The sequence below is a fragment of the Micromonospora sp. WMMD956 genome (assembly GCF_029626125.1).
Classification (GTDB): domain Bacteria; phylum Actinomycetota; class Actinomycetes; order Mycobacteriales; family Micromonosporaceae; genus Micromonospora; species Micromonospora carbonacea.
This window is the reverse complement of record NZ_JARUBI010000005.1, coordinates 5,893,939-5,915,914: the sequence shown is the minus strand read 5'-3', so window position 1 is coordinate 5,915,914 and position 21,976 is coordinate 5,893,939. Positions and strand designations below refer to the sequence as shown.

The 21,976-nt window shown below is 73.1% G+C and carries 19 protein-coding genes; 8 read left to right on the top strand and 11 right to left on the bottom strand.

Annotated elements, in window-relative coordinates; translation table 11 throughout:
- Positions 1-33: 33 nt before the first annotated feature.
- Complete coding sequence (locus tag O7628_RS25890) at positions 34-3,300, bottom strand: Ig-like domain-containing protein (RefSeq protein WP_278134478.1); 3,267 nt, start codon at positions 3,298-3,300, stop codon at positions 34-36.
- Positions 3,301-3,522: 222 nt separating this feature from the next.
- Here O7628_RS25890 and O7628_RS25885 point away from each other — a divergent pair, with 222 nt between their 5' ends.
- The 7 genes from O7628_RS25885 (at position 3,523) to O7628_RS25855 (ending at position 10,256) form a co-directional block, all read left to right on the top strand.
- On the top strand, positions 3,523-4,596 hold the full coding sequence (locus O7628_RS25885) for a LacI family DNA-binding transcriptional regulator (protein WP_278134476.1): 1,074 nt from the start codon (positions 3,523-3,525) through the stop codon (positions 4,594-4,596).
- 89 nt (positions 4,597-4,685) lie between these two features.
- Positions 4,686-5,087, top strand: a complete 402-nt coding sequence (locus O7628_RS25880; protein WP_278134474.1) for a YbaB/EbfC family nucleoid-associated protein — start codon at positions 4,686-4,688, stop codon at positions 5,085-5,087.
- A complete protein-coding gene (locus tag O7628_RS25875; RefSeq protein ID WP_278134471.1) occupies positions 5,074-5,394 on the top strand; it encodes a type VII secretion target in 321 nt (106 codons plus the stop codon). The genes O7628_RS25880 and O7628_RS25875 overlap by 14 nt, the downstream gene beginning before the upstream one ends.
- Entirely contained in the window at positions 5,391-6,536 is a 1,146-nt protein-coding gene (locus tag O7628_RS25870) for a WXG100 family type VII secretion target (RefSeq protein ID WP_278134469.1), read from the top strand. The genes O7628_RS25875 and O7628_RS25870 overlap by 4 nt, the downstream gene beginning before the upstream one ends.
- On the top strand, positions 6,536-6,820 hold the full coding sequence (locus O7628_RS25865) for a hypothetical protein (protein WP_278134467.1): 285 nt from the start codon (positions 6,536-6,538) through the stop codon (positions 6,818-6,820). Before O7628_RS25870 ends, O7628_RS25865 begins: the two co-directional genes overlap by 1 nt.
- A 1,070-nt stretch (positions 6,821-7,890) precedes the next feature.
- Complete coding sequence (locus O7628_RS25860; protein WP_278134465.1) at positions 7,891-9,150, top strand: acyltransferase; 1,260 nt, start codon at positions 7,891-7,893, stop codon at positions 9,148-9,150.
- A 167-nt stretch (positions 9,151-9,317) separates the two neighbouring features.
- The gene (locus tag O7628_RS25855) at positions 9,318-10,256 is read left to right on the top strand and encodes an alpha/beta hydrolase (protein ID WP_278134464.1); all 939 of its coding nucleotides are present in this window, start codon (positions 9,318-9,320) and stop codon (positions 10,254-10,256) included.
- A gap of 34 nt (positions 10,257-10,290) precedes the next feature.
- On the opposite strand, the gene O7628_RS25850 is transcribed toward O7628_RS25855, so the two are convergent.
- The 4 genes from O7628_RS25850 to O7628_RS25835 all read right to left on the bottom strand — a co-directional run bounded on the left by O7628_RS25850 (position 10,291) and on the right by O7628_RS25835 (position 12,833).
- On the bottom strand, positions 10,291-10,689 hold the full coding sequence (locus O7628_RS25850) for a type II toxin-antitoxin system VapC family toxin (RefSeq protein WP_278134462.1): 399 nt from the start codon (positions 10,687-10,689) through the stop codon (positions 10,291-10,293).
- Positions 10,686-11,585: a hypothetical protein gene (locus tag O7628_RS25845; RefSeq protein ID WP_278134461.1), complete on the bottom strand. Its 900-nt coding sequence runs from the start codon at positions 11,583-11,585 to the stop codon at positions 10,686-10,688. The genes O7628_RS25850 and O7628_RS25845 overlap by 4 nt, the downstream gene beginning before the upstream one ends.
- 102 nt (positions 11,586-11,687) lie before the next feature.
- Positions 11,688-12,545 (bottom strand): helix-turn-helix transcriptional regulator, encoded by an 858-nt coding sequence (locus O7628_RS25840; RefSeq protein WP_278134459.1) that lies wholly within the window; start codon positions 12,543-12,545, stop codon positions 11,688-11,690.
- Positions 12,546-12,560: 15 nt separating this feature from the next.
- Positions 12,561-12,833: a hypothetical protein gene (locus O7628_RS25835; protein ID WP_278134457.1), complete on the bottom strand. Its 273-nt coding sequence runs from the start codon at positions 12,831-12,833 to the stop codon at positions 12,561-12,563.
- Positions 12,834-12,941: 108 nt separating this feature from the next.
- On the opposite strand from O7628_RS25835, the gene O7628_RS25830 reads away from it, so the two are divergent.
- Complete coding sequence (locus O7628_RS25830) at positions 12,942-13,178, top strand: GntR family transcriptional regulator (protein WP_278134455.1); 237 nt, start codon at positions 12,942-12,944, stop codon at positions 13,176-13,178.
- A 50-nt stretch (positions 13,179-13,228) separates the two neighbouring features.
- Here the strand turns inward: O7628_RS25830 and O7628_RS25825 are convergent, their stop codons facing one another.
- The 6 genes from O7628_RS25825 to O7628_RS25800 form a co-directional block, all read right to left on the bottom strand.
- Positions 13,229-13,765: a GNAT family protein gene (locus O7628_RS25825; protein ID WP_278134453.1), complete on the bottom strand. Its 537-nt coding sequence runs from the start codon at positions 13,763-13,765 to the stop codon at positions 13,229-13,231.
- A gap of 256 nt (positions 13,766-14,021) precedes the next feature.
- Positions 14,022-14,921: a hypothetical protein gene (locus O7628_RS25820; protein WP_278134451.1), complete on the bottom strand. Its 900-nt coding sequence runs from the start codon at positions 14,919-14,921 to the stop codon at positions 14,022-14,024.
- Positions 14,922-15,254: 333 nt separating this feature from the next.
- On the bottom strand, positions 15,255-15,626 hold the full coding sequence (locus O7628_RS25815; protein WP_278134449.1) for a nuclear transport factor 2 family protein: 372 nt from the start codon (positions 15,624-15,626) through the stop codon (positions 15,255-15,257).
- Positions 15,627-15,723: 97 nt separating this feature from the next.
- Positions 15,724-17,142 carry a pectinesterase family protein gene (locus tag O7628_RS25810; RefSeq protein ID WP_278134447.1) on the bottom strand — a complete coding sequence of 473 codons (1,419 nt, stop codon included), beginning with the start codon at positions 17,140-17,142 and terminating at the stop codon, positions 15,724-15,726.
- 201 nt (positions 17,143-17,343) lie between these two features.
- Positions 17,344-20,433 carry a tubulin-like doman-containing protein gene (locus O7628_RS25805; protein WP_278134446.1) on the bottom strand — a complete coding sequence of 1,030 codons (3,090 nt, stop codon included), beginning with the start codon at positions 20,431-20,433 and terminating at the stop codon, positions 17,344-17,346.
- Between the two features lie 31 nt (positions 20,434-20,464).
- Complete coding sequence (locus tag O7628_RS25800; RefSeq protein WP_278134445.1) at positions 20,465-21,973, bottom strand: vWA domain-containing protein; 1,509 nt, start codon at positions 21,971-21,973, stop codon at positions 20,465-20,467.
- Positions 21,974-21,976 lie beyond the last annotated feature (3 nt).

Below are 21,976 nucleotides of genomic sequence, written 5' to 3'. Positions count from 1 at the left end.
CGACCCGCCGACGGCCGACGCGGGCGGCCGGCGTCAGCGCCGCAGGCGGATCGTGTAGGTGCGCGACTGCGAGCCGTCCTCGCTGGTCACCTTCACGGTCGCCGTGCGGCTGCCGACCTTCGGCTGGCCCACGACGACGGTGGCGTACGGGTCGGCGGCCACCGCGGTGACGCACGGCAGCTTGCCCCGGCGGGCCACCGTGTAGGACAGCTTCTCCGGGTCGAAGCCGGCCAGCGGCACCCCGTCGAGGGAGATGCCGGCGGCGGAGGCGTCCGACGACGTCCCGGGCGCGGCGGCGAAGACCTCGATCTCGCTGGCCGTGATGTGCCGGTCCGGGTACGCCGTGAGCACGACCCGCACCGCGTCCGTGGCGGCGGGCACCGGCACCTCGACGACGGGGGCGCCCGCCGTGCCCGTCGGGACGTCCACCGGCGCGCCGGCGTCGACCCAGCCGCCCTGCGGGTCGCGGACCTGGGCGCGCAGGCGCTGCGGATAGCTGTCGGAGCCGTCGCGGTAGAAGTGGACGACGACCCGGGTGAGCGTCCGGCGCTCCGGCAGGGTGACCGTGAGGGTGTCGGAGGGGTTCTTCGGCCCCGACCGCCAGTTCGACCACGCCTTGTCCGTCAGCACGCCGTTGGCCAGGCCGTCCGGCGAGTAGCCGGGCTCGGTGAAGGTGGCGGTGACTCCGGCCGGGGTGGCCCGCTCCGGCACCGGCGGGGTCACCTGCACCCGCACGCTCGCCGCGAGGGCGCGCCCGTCGCCGGCGTCGGCCTGCCCGGTGAGGGTGACGACGCCGGGGGCGTCGAACGCGCCGGCCGGCGGCGGCTGCCAGCGCACCGGGCGCTGCACCGTCGCGCCCCGCCGGGCCACCGCGGTGACCGTGGCCGGCAGCTCCGGCTCGCCGCCGACGGCGGCCTTCGCCCGGGTGGGCCGCGTCGCCACGAGGGTGTCGACCACGACCGTCGCCCGGGCGACGTGGGCCCGCCCGAGGGCGTCGGTGGCGCGGCCGGTCACCCGCACGGTGCCGGGCCGCTGCCACCTCGACGCGGCGGGCAGCCGCCAGGTGACCGGCAGGGTCCCCCGCGCCCCGTCGCGGTGGACCGGGACGACGGTATCCGGCAGCGCCGGGGCGACCCCGGGGACCGTGAACGCGTCGGTGGGCTCGATCCGCAGGACCGTCTCGTCGGTCACCCGCCAGCGCTGGTTGGCCCCCGAGTTGGCCGGCCAGGAGGTGACCGCCGCGCCGTCGCCGGTGGCCTGGCCGCCGACCTCCAGCAGGCGGCGCGAGCCGACGTTGACGAGGGTGTACGTGCCGTCGCCCGTGGTGGACAGGATCCACTGTGCCCGCGGGCCCGGCGCGGCGACGGCGGGGACGAGGGTGACGGCCTGGTCGACGACGGCGAGCTGGCGGGCGCCGTCGGCGGTGGCGACGGCGTACCGGGCCCGGTTGCTGGTGCCCCCGGCGAGCCGGGGGAGCCGCCACAGCTGGTCCGCGCTCGCCGGGTCGGTGGTGCGGATGACCGCGCCGGAGCCGGTGCCGCCGGCCGGGGCGAGGGAGCGGCCGCTCTGCACGCCGGTGAGGCGGTAGACGTGTCCGTCGCGCACCAGCGCCGCGCCGGGGGCGACCCCGGAGACGCCGGTGACCAGGAACGTCGTCACCGACTGGGCGGGCACCTCCACCCGGGCGGCGCGGTCGCGCACGGCGACGGGGGCGCCGCGCCGCAGCGCCCCGTCCGCGCTGGTGACGACGGGGGTCACCGTCGCGTTCGCGGCGACGACGCCGAACGCCGACAGGTCGAGCGCGACGGTACGGGCGGCGGTGCCGTCGTTGACGTGCACGACGGTGGCCCGCCCGCCGGGGGCCACGGCGGCGACGCTGGAGGTGTCGTTCACGGCGACGAGCCGGTCGCCGGGGCGGATGTGGTGGGTGAAGTTGCGGACGGTGTCGAACTTGGTGTTCGTGTGGATCGGGCAGGTCCGCAGGGTGTCGGCGGCGGTGCAGTCGAGCGGGAGCTGGATGCTGCCCCAGTTGGCGCCCTGCGGGAACTCGCCGCCGGGCTTCATGTTGTCGTAGTCCTCGACGGGCTGCCAGAACACCCACGCCGACGGTTCCAGCTCGCGCAGGTCGTCGACCATGTGCCGGGCCATCCCGAGGCCGGGGGCCATGCTGGTGAGGCTGTGCCCGTCGCCCCAGGAGCCCTCCACCTCGCTCATCCACAGCGGCTTGTCCTCGCCCTTGGCGATGTCGCGGGCGGTGGTGCGCTGGCCCGTGCCGTAGGTGTGCACGTTGAGCTGGTCGACCAGGCCGCGTACGTCGTCGGGGTAGGCGTTCCAGTTCGTGGCGAACGTGCCGGGGTTGGTCTCGTCCATGGCGGACACGCGGGTCCCGCTGCCGGCGGCGCGCAGCTCGGCGGCGACCGCCCGGAGGACCTGCTGCTGGAGGGCCGGGCCGGCGTGGGCGCCCTCCTGCCGGCCGCCGACCGGGTTGCCGTCGGCGCCCAGCCGGGTGCCCCAGTAGGTGGTGTTCGGCTCGTTGAGCGGGTCGATCGTGTCGACGGTGATGCCGTGCGCGGCCTCGAGGCGCTGGGTGACCCGCACGAGGTAGGTGGCGAAGTCCTCGACCCGGTCGGCGCGGATCTGGTCGGCGGCGGGGTCGAAGCCGCCGGAGACGTACCCGCTGACGGTCTGGAACCACGGCGGCGAGTTGCTGAAGGTCTCCCACCGGGTGACGTCGCCCTTGATCCGGTCGACCCACCAGCGCTGCGCGCGGTCGGCGTCCGGGTTCCAGTGCTGCGGGTTGTCCGGGTCCCACCAGTCGCTGTCGGCCCGGGTGGTGCCCTCGGGGGCCCGCCACCAGCCGGGCACCGCGCCGCCGGGGCGCAGGTAGTCGGGCACGTCGGGGGCGTTGCCGCCGCCGATGTTGTAGCGGGCGATGTTGAGGTTGAGGCCCTGCTCGCCGAAGACGAGGTCGGCCAGGCGCTGCCGGATCTCCTCCGGGTAGCCGCCGGTGGCGTTGGCGAACCAGACGAGGCTGGTGCCCCAGCCCTGGAACTCCTGTCCCTGGTAGGACGGGTCGGGGCGGACGGTGACCACCGGGGGCGCGGCCCCGGCGGCCGGCGCGGGGGCGGCCCCGGCGGCGGACGCGCCGGCGGCGGCTCCGGCTCCCGGCGCGGCGGAGGCGGGCGCGCCGCCGGGCGCGGCGGAGGCGGGCGCGCCGCCGGGCGCGGCGGCGACGCCGAGGGCGACGACGGCCGCCGTGATCGTGGCGGCCAGCCCCCGGCGGGACGGGTGTCTGCTCATGTGGACGGTCTCCTCCGACGGGTGGTGGTGAGCCGGTGGACCGCGCCGCGTTCCTGCGGCGGGCGCGCTACCTCGATGTTTACGCAAACATCGAGGGTTGCGATGCTCCCAGTCGGCCCGTGGCCCGTCAAGCGCGCCCGGCATACTGGGCTGCGCCCCGACCAGACGCGGCGGAGGTGGCTCGGGCCGCGAGGCGAGGCGGGGCGGGAGGAGCGAGGCGGGATGAGTCCGTCCGGGCCCGACGGGGCGACCCGGGAGCCGGCCGGCGCGGGCCGACCCCGCGCCGGCCGACGGCGCGGCGTCTCGATGGCCGACGTGGCGCGGCTCGCGGGCGTCTCCGCGCAGACCGTCTCCCGCGTCTCGACCGGCCACCCCGGCGTCGTCGACAGCACGCGCGAGCAGGTCCTCGCCGCCATGCGGCAGCTCGGCTACCGCCCCAACAGCGCCGCCCGCGCGCTCAAGTACGGCGAGTTCCGCACCATCGGCGTCATCCTGTTCACCCTGTCGAGCACCGGCAACAGCCGCACCCTGGAGGCGATCGCCACCCACGCCGCCGACGCCGGCTACGTGATCACCCTCATCCCCGTCGGGGTCCCCACCCAGGACCGCCTGCTCGGGGCCTTCACCCGGCTCGGCGAACTCGCCGTCGACGCGGTCATCGTCATCATGGAGGTGCACCTGCTGGACGCGGCGACCGTCGCCGTCCCCCCGGGCGTGCACGTCGTCGTCGTCGACTCCGACGCCGGCAACCGCTACCGGGTCGTCGACACCGACCAGGCCGACGGGGCCCGCCAGGCCGTGCACCACCTGCTCGACCTCGGGCACCGCACCGTGTGGCACGTGGCGGGGCCCCGCGAGTCGTTCGCCGCGCAGCGGCGCGCGCTGGCCTGGCGTACGACGCTGCAGGAGCACGGCCGCCCGGTGCCGCCGGTGCGCCGCGGCGACTGGTCGGCGGAGTCCGGCTACCGCGCCGGCCTCGACCTGGCCGACGAGGCAGACTGCACGGCGGTCTTCGTCGCCAACGACCAGATGGCCCTCGGCGTGCTGCGCGCGCTGCACGACCGGGGCCGGCCGGTGCCCCGCGCCGTCAGCGTCGTGGGCTTCGACGACATCGCCGACGCGGGGGCGTTCATCCCGCCCCTGACCACCGTCCACCAGGACTTCGCCGAGGTCGGCCGCCGCTGCGTCGAGGCGGTGCTGCGCCAGGTCCGCACCGGCGTGCCGGAGACCGGTACGACCCTGGTCTCCACCCGCCTCGTGGTACGCGACAGCACCGCGCCCCCGCCGGGCGGCTGAGCCGGCCGCGTGACCGGCCGGCGGCGGTGCGTGACGGGTTGCTGCGGTGTGCGGGACGGTCACCGGTGTGTCCCCTGGGGAGGGTCGGCATGTGGGCGGACGAGGCCGCGCTGGACGCGGCGACCCGCCGGCTCGACGAGTGGGAGTCGTCGCTCGCCGACCGGGCCGCCCGCGCGCAGGCGCTGTCGGCGCGGACGAGGGCCCTGACCGGCAGCGCCCGCAGCCCCGACCGCGCGGTCGAGGTCACCGTCGACGCCACGGGCCTGCTGGTCGACCTGCGGCTCGACGAGCAGACCCGGCAGCACCCGGCGGCACACACCGCCCGGCAGATCGTCGCCACCACCCGGGCCGCGCACGCCGACCTGCTGCGGCAGCTCACCGAGGCGACCACGCAGACCCTCGGCGACGACGACCCCGCCGGGCGGGCGATCATCGACGGCTACCGGCGACGGCTCGCCCCCGGCCAGGGCCCGCCCGATGGCCGCCGGTGACGGCATCCGGGTCGACCCCGGCGACCTGACCACGCACGCCGCCCACCTGGAACGGTGCGCCGACAGCCTCGACACCGCCCGGCGGGCCGGCCAGCACGTCCGGCTGGACGCCGACGCGTACGGCCAGCTGTGCGCGCTCATGCCGGTGCTGCTCGACGGCCTCCAGCAGACCCTGGTCGGCGGCGTCGACGCGGCGGCCCGGTCGGCGCGCGACACCGCCGGACGGCTGCGCTCCGCCGCCGAGGGCTACCGGGCCGCCGACGCCCGAGCCGAGCAACGGTTCCACCGCGTACGAGACGCGCGGTGACCGGCAGCCCGCTCGTCGCCGCCCCGCAGGACGCCACCCCCAGCGCCTGGGCCGGCATCTGGATCTGCGAGGACATCGAGCTCATCGCGCAGGGCGTACGCGACGGCAGCTGGATCGACGGCGGCCTCGGCGTGGTCAGCGCCGGCCTCGACGCCCTCGCCTTCGTCTCCGACCCCGTCGGCGCCCTGCTGCAATACGGCATCGCCTGGCTCATCGAGCACGTCAAACCCCTCAGCGAGGCGCTGGACTGGCTCGCCGGCGACCCCGCGCAGATCACCGCGCACGCGCAGACCTGGCGCAACGTCGCCGCCTCGCTGCGCGACGACGCCGCCGAGCTGGCCCACGCCGCACGCACCGAGGTCGCCGGCTGGGGCGGCGACGCCGGCCCCGCCTACCGCGCCTGGGCCACCGGGCAGCACCAGGCGATCGGCGGCCTCGCCCAGGCCGCCGACACCCTGGCCGCCATCACCGAAGGCGCGGCCGGCCTCGTCGCCGCCGTCCGGCTCCTGGTCCGCGACGCCATCGCCACCTGCGTCTCCCGCCTCATCGTGTACGCCGGAGAACTCGTCGCCACCGCCGGCCTCGCCACACCGGTGGTCGTGGAGCAGGTCACCACCACGGTGGCGTCGTGGGCGGCGCGGATCGCCCGGCTGCTCCACGGGCTGCTGGCCAGTTTGCGGCGGCTGATGCCGCAGATCCAGCGGCTCGGCGAGTTGATCGAGAAGCTCAAGCAGGCCCTGGGACGGCTGAGGCGGGCCGCCCCTGATCCTGATGAACTCAGTAGGGTGCGAGGCAAGGGCAGCGGCCCCCGGATGCCCATGAGCATGGAGTCGGTACAGGACATCGCCGCCAAGTACGGAATCGATGTATCCGGCATCCCGTTCAGCATCAACAACCGGATCTCAGGCGTGTGCGGGGTGACCAAACCTGACCAATCGGTCACGCTTTGCCGCGAGGCGTTCCGGAGCGAGGAAGACCTGGCACGCACTCTCGAACACGAAAGGTTCCACGTGTCGGAGCTCCGGGAGGGGCGCCCCTACCCCACCACGCGCGGTGAGGCCGACGCCTTCGAGGATCGAGCCTACGCCCATGAGGAACAGTGGTGGAACAGCCACTCGGTCAGGCCAGAAGGAGCACGTTGATGGCAACCTTCGATGAATGGCTGGACGCGTACGACATCGTCTACCGCACCCTGCCAGCAACATCGCACCTGCAATGCCCGAACTGCGCCCACCGGACGCTTCGCCTCGTCTTCACCGGGCCACCCGGATCTGGATACGGTTACGCCTCGTTCTGGTGTGACACCTGCCTGGAGGGCATCCACCTTTCCAGGGTGCCCATCCCGGAGGGGATCGCCGCACGCTCCCTCGACGCACCGGCCGAAGAACGCGGACGCGACCTTCCCGACTATCGGTTGATCACGTAGTCCCGTTGGCAGTAGGTCACCGATCTCGACCGCTCCAGTACCAGGTGCCGCCTCCCCACCGGCACCGCCTGGCGGGGTGACTCCTCCCGGCCAATAGGAAGCTGAGTCGGATACGACATCACCATGCCCGCCGCGCTCCCGGCGTGGGCGACCGAGCCAGCCCCCGAGCCGATCCAGCCGGCGACTCGGCCCGGCGATCAAGAGAAAAGCGTCAAAGTTGATCTCGATGATGACGCAAAGCTCTTGATCGCTAGGCCACGCCAGCCGTACTGCACCGAGCCGGGTTGGAGTGGGACGGGCGTGGGGCGGCAGGGGTGGCGGGTGATGACGTAGATGACTCAGCTCCGCAGGTTGCCGCTGCACAGCATCAACCGTCACGGCTCACCGGCTGCCCAGGCCGAGGGCCCCACCGGGCAGCACTCCCGCAGAGGTCGTGCGGCAGTTCCATCCTGGTCCGCAGCCGGGGCGGGCAGGCCGACGCGGGTGGCCGCCAGCAAAGCCGCGGGGTGGAGCCCCACCGTTCCTAGCCTGCGCGATCCGCGACTGCCCCTTCGGTGTCACTCAGCCGAGCCCTCCGGCGACTGACGTCTCCGACACACCGGCCGCTCGCCGGCGTCCCCAATCATGCCGCGACCCGGCCAGCGAGCGCGCGCTGCGGCTGGCAAAGGCACCAACCCTGGTCACCTCGATCCAGGCCACTGTTCCTCGTCGCCATCCCCGGCCCTCACGGCGTTATCGACACCAGCCGGTATTCACCCGATCGGGCGGCGTGACAGGCACGATGTACCACGTCCGATGACCGAAAGTGCATAGCCAGAAAGGAACACCGCCGGGCGTTCCGACACATCCCGCAGATTGCATTCGATTAGCTCGAATAAATTAGCTATCCGACCATTGCCGCAACTACCGCAACTCAACGATCCGCAGACATCCATTCACGACATGTCACAGCATTCACGACGCCACACGTCTCAACAACAGAACGATTCCGGGGTGAATATGGCGGCGAATACATTCGATCCCGTATTCATAGATGCAGATCATGACGCCTGAATGCCCTGGGAGGAACGATGTCCGCTGAAGCCGACGCGGCGCATTCAGCGCCCGCCCGACCCGCCGGCCCGGAACGGCCGGCGTCACCACCGCCCGTCGGCGGGCCGGGCCACGCCGGCCCGCCCGACCGGCCGCGCACCAGGTTCCGTGGCGACATCGAGGGAATACGGGCGGTCGCCGTGGTGACGGTGATGCTGTTCCACGCCGGCGTGCCGGCGCTCTCCGGCGGCTTCGTCGGCGTCGACGTCTTCTTCGTCATCTCCGGCTATCTCATCACCACCCAGCTGTTGTCCGAACAGCACCGGACCGGCGGGGTCTCGCTGATGGGCTTCTACGCCCGCCGGGCCAAGCGGCTGCTGCCGGCGGCCAACGTGGTGCTGGTGACGGCAGCGGTGTTCGTGTTCCTGATGGTGCCCCGTGGCCGGTGGGGTCAGATCGGCGGCGACATCGTCGCCGGGGCGTCCTACCTGTTGAACTGGCGGCTGGCCGAACGCTTCGCGAACCCCGACCCGACGATGCCGCCGTCCCCCGTACAGCATTTCTGGTCGCTTGCCGTCGAGGAGCAGTACTACCTGATCTGGCCGTTGCTGATCCTGCTGGCGGTGGCGTTGGCCAAGGTGTCCGGCGCCCGGGTGAAGCCGGTGCTGGCGACGGCGCTGGGCCTGCTGGCCGCCGGCTCGCTGGCCTGGTCGGTGACCACCACCGTCGGCGCGCAGTCCCCGGCGTTCTTCCAGACCACCACCCGGATCTGGGAGCTGGCCGTCGGCGCGGGCGTGGCCATGTCGGTCGGGGCGTGGGCCCGGCTGCCCAGGCCGGTCGCTGTCGTGCTGGGCTGGGCCGGGCTGGCGGCGGTGCTGGTGGCCTGGCTGTCCTTCACCCCGATGATGGACTTCCCCGGCTACACGGCCGCCCTGCCGGTGCTGGGCACCGCGGCAGTCATCGCGGCCGGCTGCGCCGCCCCGGCCAGGGGCGGGGTGGAGACCGCGCTCGGGGTCGCGCCGCTGCGCTGGATCGGCGCGCTGTCGTACTCGCTGTATCTGTGGCACTGGCCGATGATCGCGATCGCGGCCACCTACTGGGGACCGCTGTCGACGTCCACCGGGCTGCTGGTGATCGCGCTGTCGACCGTCCCGGCCTGGCTGACCTTCCACTTCGTGGAGAACCGCGTCAGATACTCCCGGCGGGTCTCGCGGTCGCCACGGCTCGCCCTGGGCATCGGGGCCGGTTTCTCCGCGCTGGGCGCGCTGGCCGGCGTCGCGCTGCTGCTGGCGGGCTGACCGGGTCCGGCGCCGACCGCCAACGCGGTCGGCGCCGGGCCGACGGCCGCGACGTCAGACCGACGGAAGATGGTACGGCCCGAATGTCTGATCCTGGCCCGGTCGCTCGTCGGTAGGACGAATGCCGCCCGGCGGCCTACCGAGCGGTTCCGGCCATGGAGGTTGACATGACGTACGCCTTTGACGCGGAGCTGGCGCCGTGGGTGCCGATGCTGCCCGTCCTCGATCTTCGCGACCCGGCCGCCGCGCGCGAGGTCGGTCGGGCCATCGCCGCCCAGCTTCCCCCGCCCGACCTGACCGGCCTCACCGTGCTCGACCGCACGGTGCCCGGCCCGGCCGGCGCTCCCGCCGTCCCGGTGCGGATCTACACCCCGCAGCCGTTGGCGGCGTCGGCACCGGCCGTCCTGCATCTGCACGGCGGCGGCTTCGTGCTCGGCGACCTGGCGCTCGAACACGCCGACGCCGCCGCGTTCGCCTCCGGCACCGGGGCCGTGGTGGTCGCCGTCGACTACCGCCTCGCGCCGGAGGCGCCCTTCCCGGCGGCGCTGGAGGACAGCTACGCGGTGCTGTGCTGGCTGGCCGGCAACACCGACGAACTCGGCGTGGACCCCACCCGCCTGGGCCTCTACGGCCGCAGCGCCGGTGGCGGGATCGCCGCCGGCCTCACCCTGCTGACCCGCGACCGTGGCGGCCCGCAGCTGGCCATGCAGTATCTCGACGTCCCGGTGCTCGACGACCGGCTCGACAGCGTGTCCATGCGCGCCTACGTCGACACCCCGATCTGGAATCGCCCCAGCGCCGAGCTGGGCTGGGCCCACTACCTCGGGGACGGCGTCAGGCCCGGCGACCCGGGCGTGTCACCGTACGCCGCCCCGGCCCGCGCCGAGGATCTCGCCGGGCTGCCGCCGGCGTTCGTCTCAGGCTGCCAGTTCGATCCGGTACGCGACGAGGGGATGCGCTATGCGCAGCGGCTGGCCCAGGCCGGCGTGCCGACCGAGGCGCACCTGTACCCGGCCACGTTCCACGGTTCGGCGCTGGTGACCGAGGCGGCGGTGTCGCGGCGGATGCGGCGGGACGCGGCGGCCGCCTTCCGCCGGATGCTCTGACCGCCGCTCACGAAGTCGCGGCGCGGAAGCTGTCTCAGGGCAGTACGACGAGCCCGGGAAAGCCGTCGAAGTGTCGACGGTTCAATGTCAGCAATGGAGCCTCGTAGCGGATCGCCGTAGCACAGATCCAGAGATCGTTGGTCTGCGCCGTCTGCCCCAGCGCGTGGCCGGCGGACTGGGCCTGCGCCTTGAGCCGTCCCCACAACCGGGCCAACTCCTGATCGTAGGGGGCCACCACGTAGCGCCGGACGGCCTCGTCGAGGGCCAGGACACGACGATCGCCCCATCCCGCCTTCGCCGCGCCGTAGTGCAGCTCAGCGACGGTCGCGAAGCTGAGGATGGGCATCGAGCCAATCAACTGCTGAGCGAGGTGGTCATCAACTCCCTGCCAGATGATCGAGAAGGCATCGGTGTCGACGAGGACCCGCTTCACTGGCCTTCACCCTCACCTCTGGCCAAACGCAGCGCCGCCAGAAAGTCGTCCATGTCGCCGATCGGTGCCCCTCGTAGTTCCTCGACCGAACGGACCGGCGTCACGCCCTGCGCTCTGGCGATGTCGTCCAGGCTCTTCGGCTCGGCAGAGTCGAGCCTTCGCAGGCTCGACAGGTGCAGAATGTGGATTGTCGTGCCGTTGGGTTCGAGCTCGGCGACGCCTTCCGCCATCACTACCTGGTCCATCGCGTCCAGCACAGCGTCCCGCAGATCAGAGTCGAAGTCACAGAGGATACTTCCGGCATAGGTGTCGATCCGGCAGCGCAGGGTCGCGGGCGAGAAATCTCCCATGTGCAGGCGGCCGACGATTGTGGATTCCTGGGCAATCTTTTCGAGAGAAGTCCGTCGGACGGCTCGGTGGAGCGCTTCGTCGATCACGAACCGGGTGCGATCGCCCTGCCACAGCTCCACCCGGGTGACGCTCCTGGCACTGATCCCACCGGTCAGGCTTCTGAGCTGATTGAGCACCTGCGGGCCGAAGTGAGGTGGCAGGACCTCCGGTCGCTCGCGGAGACGGTTCGTGCCTTCCTCCAGCGCCGTCAACGCCTGCTCCAACACACCTTCGTCGAGTGAGAGCTGCCCGGTTCGCGCGATGTCCAGCAGCGCCGAGCCCGCTCGAAATCCGACGAAGTCGAGCCGCACCGCGTCCACGATCTCGCGGGGCCGACGGCCGGGGCCGGTGGCCTTGCCGGCGATGCTCAGCGCCAGCAGCTCCAAGGCCGCCTGCAACCCGCTCGCCAGCCGGGACAGCTCGGCGAGCGGGAGGCGACCACCCTCTGTGGCCGGCCCGACCGCCCGCAGCGTCAGGTCGACAGCCGGTGAATCGTCACCCGCCATCGCCACCCCCTCCACCACCGCGCGCTGCCGGTCCAGACAGGTTACGCGCCCATCGGCGCAGCACCGGGCGCGACACCGAGCGACACTCCGATCACTGAATGCTCATCCGTGGTGGGCCTCCTCGCCGATCTTCACGATGAGCCGCCGCGACTCCTCCTCGCCCAGCGCCAGCGCCTCCAGGCCCGCCCAGGCCCGCTCGTACGCGGCCCACTCCGCCGGCCGGTCGAGGTAGAGCGCGCCGGTCAGCGACTCCTGGTAGACCACCGGCGGGTCGGGGTCGACGCGCAGGCCGAGCGGGAAGTCCAGCAGCACGAACGACCCGGCGACCGCCCCGTCGTGCGCCCCGGCGGCGAGCGGCAGCACCCGGATCGACACGTGCGGCAGCCGGCTCGCCTCCACCTGGTGCCGGAGCTGCCCGGCCATGACCGTCGCGCCGCCCACCACCCGCAGCAGCGCCGCCTCGCAGAGCACCACCTCGAACCGGGGCGGTCGGGGCAGCCGCCGCCGGAGCAGGCCCTGCCGCAGCAGCCGCGCCTCGACCGGCCGGTCCCGCTCCTCGTCGGTCGCGCCGGGCCGGGGCGGGCACGTCGCGGCAGCGTACGCCCGGGTCTGCAACAGCGCGGGGACCAGCGCCCCGGCGTGCTCGCGCAGCCGGCACGCGGCGGACTCCAGGCCGCCGTGGAGGTCGAACCAGTCGGGCACGGGGTCGCCGTAGGCGTGCCACCAGCCCCTCCCCCGCGTCTCGCCGGCCAGGGCGACCAGCGCGGCGGTCAGCTCGCGCCGCACCCCGTACAGCTCGCACATGGCCCGCACGTCGACCCCGCGCGCCGGGCCGAGGGCGCTCTCGATGCGCCACACCTTCTGCCGGCTGCACTCCAGCGCCTCGGCCACGCCGTCCAGCGTCATGCACGCCTCGGTGCGCAGCTCCCGCAGCGCCCGCCCGAGCTGCCGGCGCGGCACCGCGAGCCCGTGGCCTCAGTCATCGGAACCCTCCCGACCCCGCCGGCCGGGCGGCTGCGCCCGGTAGCGGTCCGCGCGCTGGTTGGGCCCGGCCGCCGCCCGCCGCCGCTCGGGCCACTCGTAGACGGTCGCGCCGTCGCACCGCGAGGTCTCCACCCCATCGGGTACGACCGCCTCGACCACCCGCCGCCGCCAGCGCCCCGGCCCGGCCCCGTCGGGCACCACCTGCCCGGTCAGGTCCACCGCGACCTTCCCGGCCCGCAAGAACCACTTCCACCGCCTACCCATGCCACCTCCCTCATTGACCCGAAGAAGAGGCTAGCAGACCTATAAAGCCTGTAAGTACAGCACGGCATTGCTTTACATGTCCTTCGAAACGACTGCTTTGCTCATCCCATGCCGTACGCCCAGCCGCTCTGGCGTCAGATCAGGGATGACCTGCGCGCGAAGATCAAGGCCGGCATCTACCCGCCAGGGAGCAAGCTGCCCTCCGCGCGCCTCCTGGCCGAGGAGTACGACACGAGCCACATGACCATCCGTCGCGCCCTCGACTCCATGATCGAACGTGACGAGCTGGTCGGCCGTACGGGCATCGGCGTCTTTGTCGCCGACGATTCGGGGCAGAACCCGTAAAATGCCGTCAGGATCCCGAGGCCATGCTCTCGCAGCCTCGCCTGAACACCTCAGTCCTTGCGGCGGCGAGGCTCTCGAATCCGGGAGAAGACGACGGCGTCAGCGCGCCGGTCGGGGAAGGTCAGGAAGCTACGCAGCACGCCCTCCTGCTTGAATGCGGCAGCGGTGAGGACTCGGCGGGATGCCTCGTTGTCCGGCTCGACCCACGCCTCGACCCGTGCGATCCCCGCGACGTCAAGCGCCCACGAAGTGACCAGCGTCGCCGCGCGCTTGGCGCACCCCCGCCCCCGTGCCGAGGGAACGAGCCAGTAGCCGAGGCCGGCAACACCCGGCTGCGGTCGCAGCATGAGCACAACCGAACCGAACGCCTCACCGCTCACCGCATCGGCGACCGCGAGCGAAATGCCGTGGCCCTCCTCGACCCGACTCCACTGTCGGCGAACGAACGCCCGTCCCGCATCCACCGAGAACACTCGGGGAACCGTGGTGGCCTCAGGAATCCGTGGATCCTCGGCAGCAGCCCGGAGACACTCAAGGTCATCCTCGCGCCAGGGACGGAGGCGAACAGCCCCGTCGGTGAGTTCCACGGCAGGATAGCCAAGCCCCATCCCACCAACGCTACCGCCGCCGCCAACCCCACATCCGCCCGGTGATCAAGAGGAAAGTGTCAGAATCGATCTCCGGGCTGACGCAAACCTCTTGATCACCGAAGATGCGGCCGGGGTGCGGCGGCCGGGGGCGGGCGATGTCGCATGCGACTCAGCTCCCGGTGCGGCTGCCATCTTCCACAGACAACGGGAAGGGGCGGCACCGCCGCCCCTTCCCGCGCTGCGGTGCACCGCCTCAGGACAGGAACTTGTCCAGGGCCGCCTCGATGGTGCCGCTGTCCGGCGAGGCGTACGACTTCATGGTGACCTTGTTGTACGAGATGAAGCTCGGGCACCGGTTGGCCGGGGCGTTCACGGTGCCGCCGTCGCCGATCTTCTCCGCGGTCTTCGCCGCGTAGAAGGTCATGGTGTAGCGCGACGAGATGTAGGAGATCGTGACCTGCTTGCCGGAGTTGTCCTTGTAGTCGCACTTCTTGGGCGCGCCCTCACTACCCTCGTCGACCTTCAGGCAGGCGACCACCGACACCGACGTGAAGTCGGCCGACTTCGCGTAGTACGGCTTCGCGGAACTGACCGACTTCGTCGACCAGAACGTGGGCCGTTCGATGGAGTTCGCAAAGGTGTACGCCTTCGCGCCGGACGGGCCGCTGTAGGTCGCCGCGTTGAGGATCGGGCTGCCGTCGCAGACGCCCGACAGGTCGCTGGAGTAGCGCGCCGTCACCGCGTTGTTGTTGTTCGGCTGATCCGGGGACTCGGTCGGCTCGGGGGCGGCCGAGGGCTCCGTGCCGGGCTGGGGGTTGCCGGTGGTCGGGCCCGCCGTCGCGGGGCCGGACGCGACCGGGGTGGGGTCCTCGTCGTCGCCGACGAGGGCGAGCCCGATGCCGGCACCGCAGATCGCGAGGACGACGACCACGGCACCGGCGGCCAGGCCGATGATCAGGCCCCGGTTCGACTTCTGCGGCGGCGGGATGGGAGCGCCGAACTGCGGCGGCCCCGGCTGGCCGTAGGCGGGCTGGCCGTAGCCCGGCTGGCCGTACGCGGGGTACCCGGCGGGCTGGGCGGGGGCGGGCGGCCCACTCCACGGGGTGACGTTCGGATCCGGCTGCCCTCCGTACGGAGGGTGATTGTTGCTCATCTGAAGCCCTTATCGCTATCGGCGGGTGCCACGGCACGGGATCATGAAACAGGGTAGTGAGCGGCGCAAATTGTCGCTCTCCCGATCGGGGTGGGTGACCGACGTCGATCACGCCACGTCAGGAGTCATGACTTTCCGTGTGGGGCACGCTGCGCTGGCGATTCGCCTGCGATGGGAGAATGGGCCCTTTGGCCGCCGGTTGCGGGTTTCGGGAGCGGGAAACATCTCCTGGTGGACGGTGGGAGCCGTCCCGCCGAGCGAGCAGTTCGAAGTGTGACGCAGATTACTGAACCGGAGTAGGGGTAGCGCGAAGGCCCGCCGGGCGGGGGCGGGTCAGGACACCGGCTCCCGGACGTCCATGCGTTCCACCAGCCCGCCCCGGATGGTGTACAGGTGGTGCACCATCTGGTCGGCCAGCACCTCCCCGTCGAGGGTCCTGACGACCTGGTGCACCTCGACGCAGATCCGCCCGTCGGGCTCCGGGGTGATGGCGCGCGGTTCGACCCGGGGGTCGATCGAGTCGAACTGACGCCGCCAGTACTCGCGCACCGCCGCCGGGCCGGTGGCGCGTACGCCGTCGATCATGTTGGGCCAGTCGACCTCTGGGCTGAGAACGGTGACGATGTCGTCGATGTCGCGGGCGTTGAACGAGGCGTACAGGCGGCGGAGCAGTTCCGTCACCCCCGGTTCCAGATCGGTCGTCATGCCCCGAGTCTGGCAGCCAAATCCGGCAGATCAAGTGAATCGCGTTATCAGCCGATTTCATGTTTCCGGCGCGGCCTTTCGGCCTCGGGGAAGCGGGTCACATCGGGTTCCAGCCGTCGGAGCCCGCGAGATACTTCTGCGGCGTGTAGTTGGCCGCCTGCGCGTCGCTGAGCTGCGGACGGTTGCTGTTGACGCCCGCGCCGGCACCGGTGTTGCGGTATTCCAGGAACCGGGCGTTCTGCCAGGCGTTGCCGGACATGTCGGTCCAGGGCTGGGCCGTCTTGATGGTGCCACTGAGCGACGACTCCCGGTACAGCACCTGGGCGGTGGGGCCCCACGGCCGGCCGAGGTTGGTGGTGTTGCCGGTCGCGCCGGTGATCGTCGAGCGGTAGATCAGCATCCCGTACGTCTTGGTGGCGGGCGTGCGGGCGGCGGTGATCGGCCCGCCGGTGGACCGCTTCTCGTAGATCGAGGCCCGGTCGAGCACGACGGTGCCGCCGCCGAAGATGAAGTCGACCGTGCCCTCCACGTAGGAGTCGACCACGTAGGCGCGGGTGTTGTCGTTGACCAGGAAGGTGTCCTGGTCGCCGAGCAGCCGCACGTTGCGCAGCACCGCGCGGTCGGCGTTGAGGTGCAGCGCGACCGCCTGCTGGTCGCTGTTGTTCCAGTTCTCGACGTAGTCGTTGGAGATCGTCAGGTTCTCCGCGACGAAGTTGGCCCCGTAGACGAACATGCTGGCGCTGTTGAAGGTGCCGTGGGTGGCGGCGTAGTTGTTGTAGACGAGCACGGTGTTCGACGGCGACGAGCCTAGGCCCCGCAGGGTGATGTGGGGCTTGTTGGCCGGCACCGTGACGACCTCGCGGTAGGTGCCCGGCTTGATGGTGATCGTGACCCGGGAGCTGTTGTTCGTCGGCACCGCGTTGATCGCGGCCTGGACGGTGCGGTAGGTGCCGGTGCCGTCGGCCGCCACGGTCGGCGTCCCGGCCGGCGGCGGGGTCGTCGCGGGCGGGGTGGTCGGCGGTGGGGTGGTCGTCGGGGGCGCGGTGGTCGGCGGCGGGGTCGTCGGGGGTGCGGTGGTGGGCGTGGTCGTGCCGGTGCAGGCGGTGCCGTTGAGGGTGAAGACGGTCGGCGCGGGGTTGCTGGAGTTGTTCCAGGACCCGTTGAAGCCGACGTCCACCGCGCCGTTGGTCGGGATCGACGCGGTGTAGTCCGCGTTCGTCGCGACCACGTTGCCGCTGGCCGGGCTCGCGGTGAAGCCCCAGGACTGGGTCACGGCCTGACCGGCGGTGAACGTCCAGCCCAGTCGCCACCCGTTGACGGCGTCCCCGAGATTCTTGATCTTGATGGTGGCGCTGAAACCGCCGTCCCACTGGCTGGCCACCGCGTAGGTGACCTGGCAGCCGGCCGCGGCCTGCGCGGAGCCGGTGGTCGCGACGCCCGCGACGACCGTGGTGGCGGTGGTGAGGGCCGCGGCGGCCACCGACAGGACTCGCCGCCGCCTCGACAGAACGTTCACGCTGACTCTCCCCGGGGTCCTGGCCTGCGGGCGGGCCAGCCATCGAGCATCGCCTATGTTACGGGGGCATATCCTGGCACGTCGCGGACGAGCTGTAAAGCGCTTTCCCCACCTCTTCGCGGTATCCCGGGAGAGCCGCCGGGGCGGTCGCCGCGACCCGCGCGACGACCGCCCCGCCGGGGACGCCACCGGACCTGGCCGTCAGGGCCGGTCGTCGATCGCGAGGTGGGCCGCGACGGTGAGCAGGTGCCACAGCTCCGGTTCGATCCGGTGCGCCGACGGCAGGCCGTAGAAACGCCGGGTCCCGTACTCCCAGTCGAGGTCGCGGCGGGCCTCGTCGGCGGCGGCGAGCACGGCGTCCCGGCGGATCTCGGCCAGGCGCGTGGACTGCGCCACCAGGTCCCGCAGGATCAGCCCCAACCGTGCCTCGTCGCCGACCTGCTGGTGGGGCAGGCCGCGCTGCGACCGGGTCGTCCAGCCCAGAACGTGATCGCCGCCGTCGGAGGCGAGGATCGGCGACAGCCGCTCGTTGGCCAGGGCCACGGCCGCCGCCCGCAGCAGGTCGGCGTCGCGGCACAGCAGCAGAAGTTCCCCGCCGAGGCGGCCCAACGGCCGGGCCAGGACGCCGTCGCCGACCAGCTTCTCCGAGTACGCCTCCAGCACCGCCGCGTTCTTCTCCTCGGCGAGCACGTGCGGCGACGGCGGGCTGGCCCGCCGCTGCTCGTAGGAGCGGCGCAGGTCGGTGAAGCCGTCGAAGGCCGCCAGCCGCAGCGAGTGCCGGGAGGCGAACAGCACGATCTTGTCGGTGACCGGCCGTTCCTCGGCCTCATTGGAGGGGACGATGTCGTTCAGGTCGACCCGCTGCTGACGCAGGAACGCCCACAGGTCGCGGCTGAGCGCCTCACCCGGCGCGCCGGTCGGCGGCAGCGCCGCGAAGGCGTACACCTGCTGCTGCGGCTCGCCGTCGTCGTCCCGGGCCAGGTTGACCAGCCGGCGGTGCTCCTCGTCGTCGTAGTTGACCAGCCAGTCGCTGCCGTCGAGCAGCTCGCGGCCCAACTCGTCGGCCGGCACCCGGGACCGCTCCAGCAGCTCGAACACCGAGATCTGGCGCAGCGGCGCGATCAGCGGGCGGGCCCGGTCGCGCAGGGCCCGCACCACCGCCGCCGCCGGGCTCCCGGCCCTCGACGTCGACGCCAGCGCCAGCGTCGCCCCGCCCTCGGCGAGCGACACCCGCCAGGCCAGCGCCGAGGCCACGTCGGCCAGCCGGGGCCGCCGGCCCTCCCGGTCGGCGCCGCCCACCGACCGGTCGTACAGCCAGGCCTCGGTGTGGTGGTCGTCGACGGCGGGCACGACCCGACGCAGCGGGAAGCGCTCGGCCTGCCGCCGCTCGTTGCGGACGTCCTCCATGGCCAGGCGCACGACGCGCGTCGCGTCGTCCACCGCGTCCCGCCAGCCCTGCGCCTCCTTGCGGACGACCGCGACGGTCTGCGTCATGCGCTCCAGCATCAGCAGCGTCCGCAGCTGGCAGTCGTGCTGGTAGTGGGCGGTCAGCAGCGCCTGCTCGGCCGCCAGGTAGTCGAGCTGGTGCCGGCCGCGGCGCAGGCCCCGGTCCTCGCGGACCCGCTCCTCGGCCTCGTCCCGCGCGGCCTTGGCGACGCCGGGATCCGCGCGGGGGGCCTGCTCGACCCGGCTGCGGAACAGGTCGAGCCGCTGCTGCACCCGGTCCAGGAAGGCCAGCCCGCCGCGCGGGCCGCCGTCGCGCCGGGACATGATCCGGGCCACCGCGCCGCGCAGGGCGATCCCCCACTGCCGGTCGGTCTCCCGGGCGTGGTGGTCGGCCACCGGGTGCCACTGCTGCTGCGTCTTGAGGGTCAGCGGCACGTTCTGCTCGCCCCAGAACACCCGCAGCGTCTCCTGGGTGGCGTCGACGACGACCTGCCCCCGGTGGTCGGTCCGCATCGGCCGGATGTCCTCGAAGGGCAGGCGCAGGTTGGGCAGGTCCGGCAGGCGGGGGCCGCCGCCGGGGGCGGTCAGCCAGCCCGACGACGGCGCCAGCAGCCCCTCCCGCGCCGGCTCGCTGTCGAGCTCCTGGAGCACCGGCGGCGGCTGCGCGCCCTCGGCGTCCCGCTCGTCGGTGGCCCCGGAGAGGAACTGGTCCACCTCCGGGCCCAGGTCGCCGACGGCGGTGGGCAGCGCGGCCAGCACGTCGGCGGCGGCCCGGTCGACCAGGCCGCGGATCACCGGCTCCCAGGCGTACTCGACGAGGTAGACGCCGAAGGTGGAGTAGAGGTCCGTCGCGCCGCGCGTGTACTTCTTCGCGTTGACCCGGTAGCTGCTGAACGCCGGCCCGACCGTCGGCAGCAGGTGCGCGTAGACGGCGTCGGCGACCGCGACGGGGCAGACGGCCTCCGTGTCGTACGCCGGCAGGTGCCGGCCCGACGAGCGCGACCGGCGGCCGTCGATGAAGTACGTGTACTGCGCCGGCGCGGCGGTCATCTCGTGCCGGTTCCGCGCCGACCAGCGGAACTCCGCCGGGTGGGCGCGGTCGCTGTTCATCAGGCGGTCCAGTTCGCGCAGCAGCGCGTACCCGTTGGCCTCGCTGCGGGTGCGCTGCGGCCCGTCGAGCCGCCGCCGGAACGCGCCCGAGAGCACGCAGAACAGCGTCACGGTGAACCCGCCGCCGTGCTCCTGGCGCAGCTTCTGGAGGTACGCCAGCACGTCGAGCAGGATGCCCGCGCCGGTGCCGCCCGCCGTCGAGCTGACCACGTAGATGTTCGGCATGCTGTCGGCGTCGACGAGGGTGAGCTGGTCGAGCGCGTCCTCCAGCCGCTTCGTCACCGGCGTCGCGCCCAGCACGTCGGAGAAGAACGCCAGCCGGCCGAACGACCGGATCTGCCCGGCGCCCTCCACCAGGAAGGACAGGGCCTCGTCGTCGCGGATCTCCCGCGCGTCCTGCGGGCCGAACCACGGCACGACGGTGGGGTAGAACTCCTGCGCGACGTCCCGCCCCTGCCGCACCTTGTCGATCATGGAGCGGACCGAGCCGTCCAGGTAGAGGTCCTCGGTGTCGACGTCGAGGCTCACGCCGTCGACCTGGGGGCGCGTGCGCCGGTCCACGTCGAGGGCGCGCAACAGGACGGGCCAGTCGTAGGGGCGGCCCGCCGTCCGCTCCGCCGCGCCCGGGTCGAGGCGCAGGTCCTGCCAGCGCTGCTCGACCGCGAGCCGGTGCTTCAGGTGGGCGGCGGCGATGCTCCCGGTGCCGCCGAGCCCGATCACCAGTGCTGGGAGCACGATGTCCTCCATGTCCGCCGTGAGGCTGTGGTCAGGGTTGGTAGGTGAAGGTCGTGCCGTCCGCAGCCGACACCGGCTGCCGGGGCCGGCACACCACGCGCTGCCGGCGGCCCGCCCGGCGGTAGTCGATGTGCAGCACCAGCTCGGTGCCGCTGCCCACCGTCCGGCGTCGCCGCCGCGCCCGGACCGTGCCCGTGCCCTGCGTGCCGCCCCGGCCGTGGGCCGCCGGGAAGCGCACCCTCCGGCCGCTGAGCAGTTGCCGGTACGGCGCCGCCGCGCCCGGCTCGGCCACCAGCAGGTGTCCGCCGCCCATCGGCTTCCAGCGCCGCCGGCGCAGCGTCACCACCAGCGCGGCCAGCGCCACCAGCGCGAGCCCGGCCACGACCACCAGCCAGACGGGGATCCCGCTCGCCGTCCTGGCCCCGGCCGCCCGCGCGGTCACCGGCTGCGGGCCGAACTCCAGGCCCAGGTCGCGGTCGATCACGTCGCGCCACGGCGAGTCGACGGTGCCCACCAGGCGGACCTCGCCGTCGGTGGTGCGTTCGCCGCCGACCCAGGTGCCGGGCAGCGCCTGCGGCCGGAGCCGGACGGTGACCCGCTGCTCGGGCGCGCCCGGGTCGAGGGTGACCTGCGCCGGGTCGGCCGTTCCCGTGACGCGCAGGCCGTCCACCTCGACGGTCAGGTCGCGGACGGTCAGCGGGACCCGGGTGGCGGCGCTGCGGATGCGGGCCACCACGTCGACCGGCGCGTCGCCGACCACGACCGACGGCGGTTCCAGGGTGATCGTCGCGGCGAGCCGGTCCTGGGACACGTACGCGGCGGCCTTCTCCACGGCGATCCGGTCCCGCACCCGGCCGAGGTAGTCGCCCACCTGCGCCGGGGGGAGGTCCATCAGCACCGTGTCGTCGAAGACCTCGTCGAGCAGGCGCACGTCGGTGCGGCCGGTCAGCGGGACACCGAGGGCACGCACCGAGCGGCGCTCCTCCACCGCCCGCGCCCGCTTGCGCAGGTCGGCGAAGGCGTCGTCGCCCGAGCGCGCGTACCTCGACCCCGGCGGCGGGTCCTGGACGCCGTCGGTGAGCATGATGACCGTCGCCGGGGCGGCCTCGCCGGGCTGCTCCACGATCTGCAACGCGGCGTCGATCGCCGCGCCGATGTCGGTCCGCTGCCCCTCGGCGCGGGGCGGCAGGCGGTCCAGGACGCCCGCGCCGTTCGCGCCGATGTCGCCGCTGAACACGGGATCGGGGCTCTCGGCGAACGCGATCAGGTGCAGCCGGTCCACCGGGGCCAGGCCGTCGAGCAGCGGGCGCAGCGCCGCCCGCGCGTCGGCGTACAGGTCGCGCCGGCCGTCCTGCATGGACGCCGAGACGTCGAGCAGGACGACGTAGTCGGCGGGCAGGGTGTCGACGCGCAGGCCGCGCAGGACCTCCGGCAGGGTGGCCTGGTCGGGGGCGGAGCCGGCGCGGGCGGGCGCGCCGACGACCGTGAGCAGCGCCAGCAGGCAGGCCGCGAGCGCGGACCGGACGGCACGTCTCGGCATGGG

What these genes read in the sequence shown, in the direction of transcription:
- O7628_RS25865 (WP_278134467.1), top strand. Translation starts at nt 6,536, where the DNA reads ATGGCAACCTTCGATGAATGGCTGGACGCGTACGACATCGTCTACCGC.
- O7628_RS25835 (WP_278134457.1), bottom strand. Translation starts at nt 12,833, where the DNA reads ATGGGTAGGCGGTGGAAGTGGTTCTTGCGGGCCGGGAAGGTCGCGGTG.
- O7628_RS25890 (WP_278134478.1), bottom strand. Translation starts at nt 3,300, where the DNA reads ATGAGCAGACACCCGTCCCGCCGGGGGCTGGCCGCCACGATCACGGCG.
- O7628_RS25820 (WP_278134451.1), bottom strand. Translation starts at nt 14,921, where the DNA reads ATGAGCAACAATCACCCTCCGTACGGAGGGCAGCCGGATCCGAACGTC.
- O7628_RS25860 (WP_278134465.1), top strand. Translation starts at nt 7,891, where the DNA reads ATGTCCGCTGAAGCCGACGCGGCGCATTCAGCGCCCGCCCGACCCGCC.
- O7628_RS25855 (WP_278134464.1), top strand. Translation starts at nt 9,318, where the DNA reads ATGACGTACGCCTTTGACGCGGAGCTGGCGCCGTGGGTGCCGATGCTG.
- O7628_RS25815 (WP_278134449.1), bottom strand. Translation starts at nt 15,626, where the DNA reads ATGACGACCGATCTGGAACCGGGGGTGACGGAACTGCTCCGCCGCCTG.
- O7628_RS25845 (WP_278134461.1), bottom strand. Translation starts at nt 11,585, where the DNA reads ATGGCGGGTGACGATTCACCGGCTGTCGACCTGACGCTGCGGGCGGTC.
- O7628_RS25885 (WP_278134476.1), top strand. Translation starts at nt 3,523, where the DNA reads ATGAGTCCGTCCGGGCCCGACGGGGCGACCCGGGAGCCGGCCGGCGCG.
- O7628_RS25875 (WP_278134471.1), top strand. Translation starts at nt 5,074, where the DNA reads ATGGCCGCCGGTGACGGCATCCGGGTCGACCCCGGCGACCTGACCACG.
- O7628_RS25830 (WP_278134455.1), top strand. Translation starts at nt 12,942, where the DNA reads ATGCCGTACGCCCAGCCGCTCTGGCGTCAGATCAGGGATGACCTGCGC.
- O7628_RS25800 (WP_278134445.1), bottom strand. Translation starts at nt 21,973, where the DNA reads ATGCCGAGACGTGCCGTCCGGTCCGCGCTCGCGGCCTGCCTGCTGGCG.
- O7628_RS25880 (WP_278134474.1), top strand. Translation starts at nt 4,686, where the DNA reads ATGTGGGCGGACGAGGCCGCGCTGGACGCGGCGACCCGCCGGCTCGAC.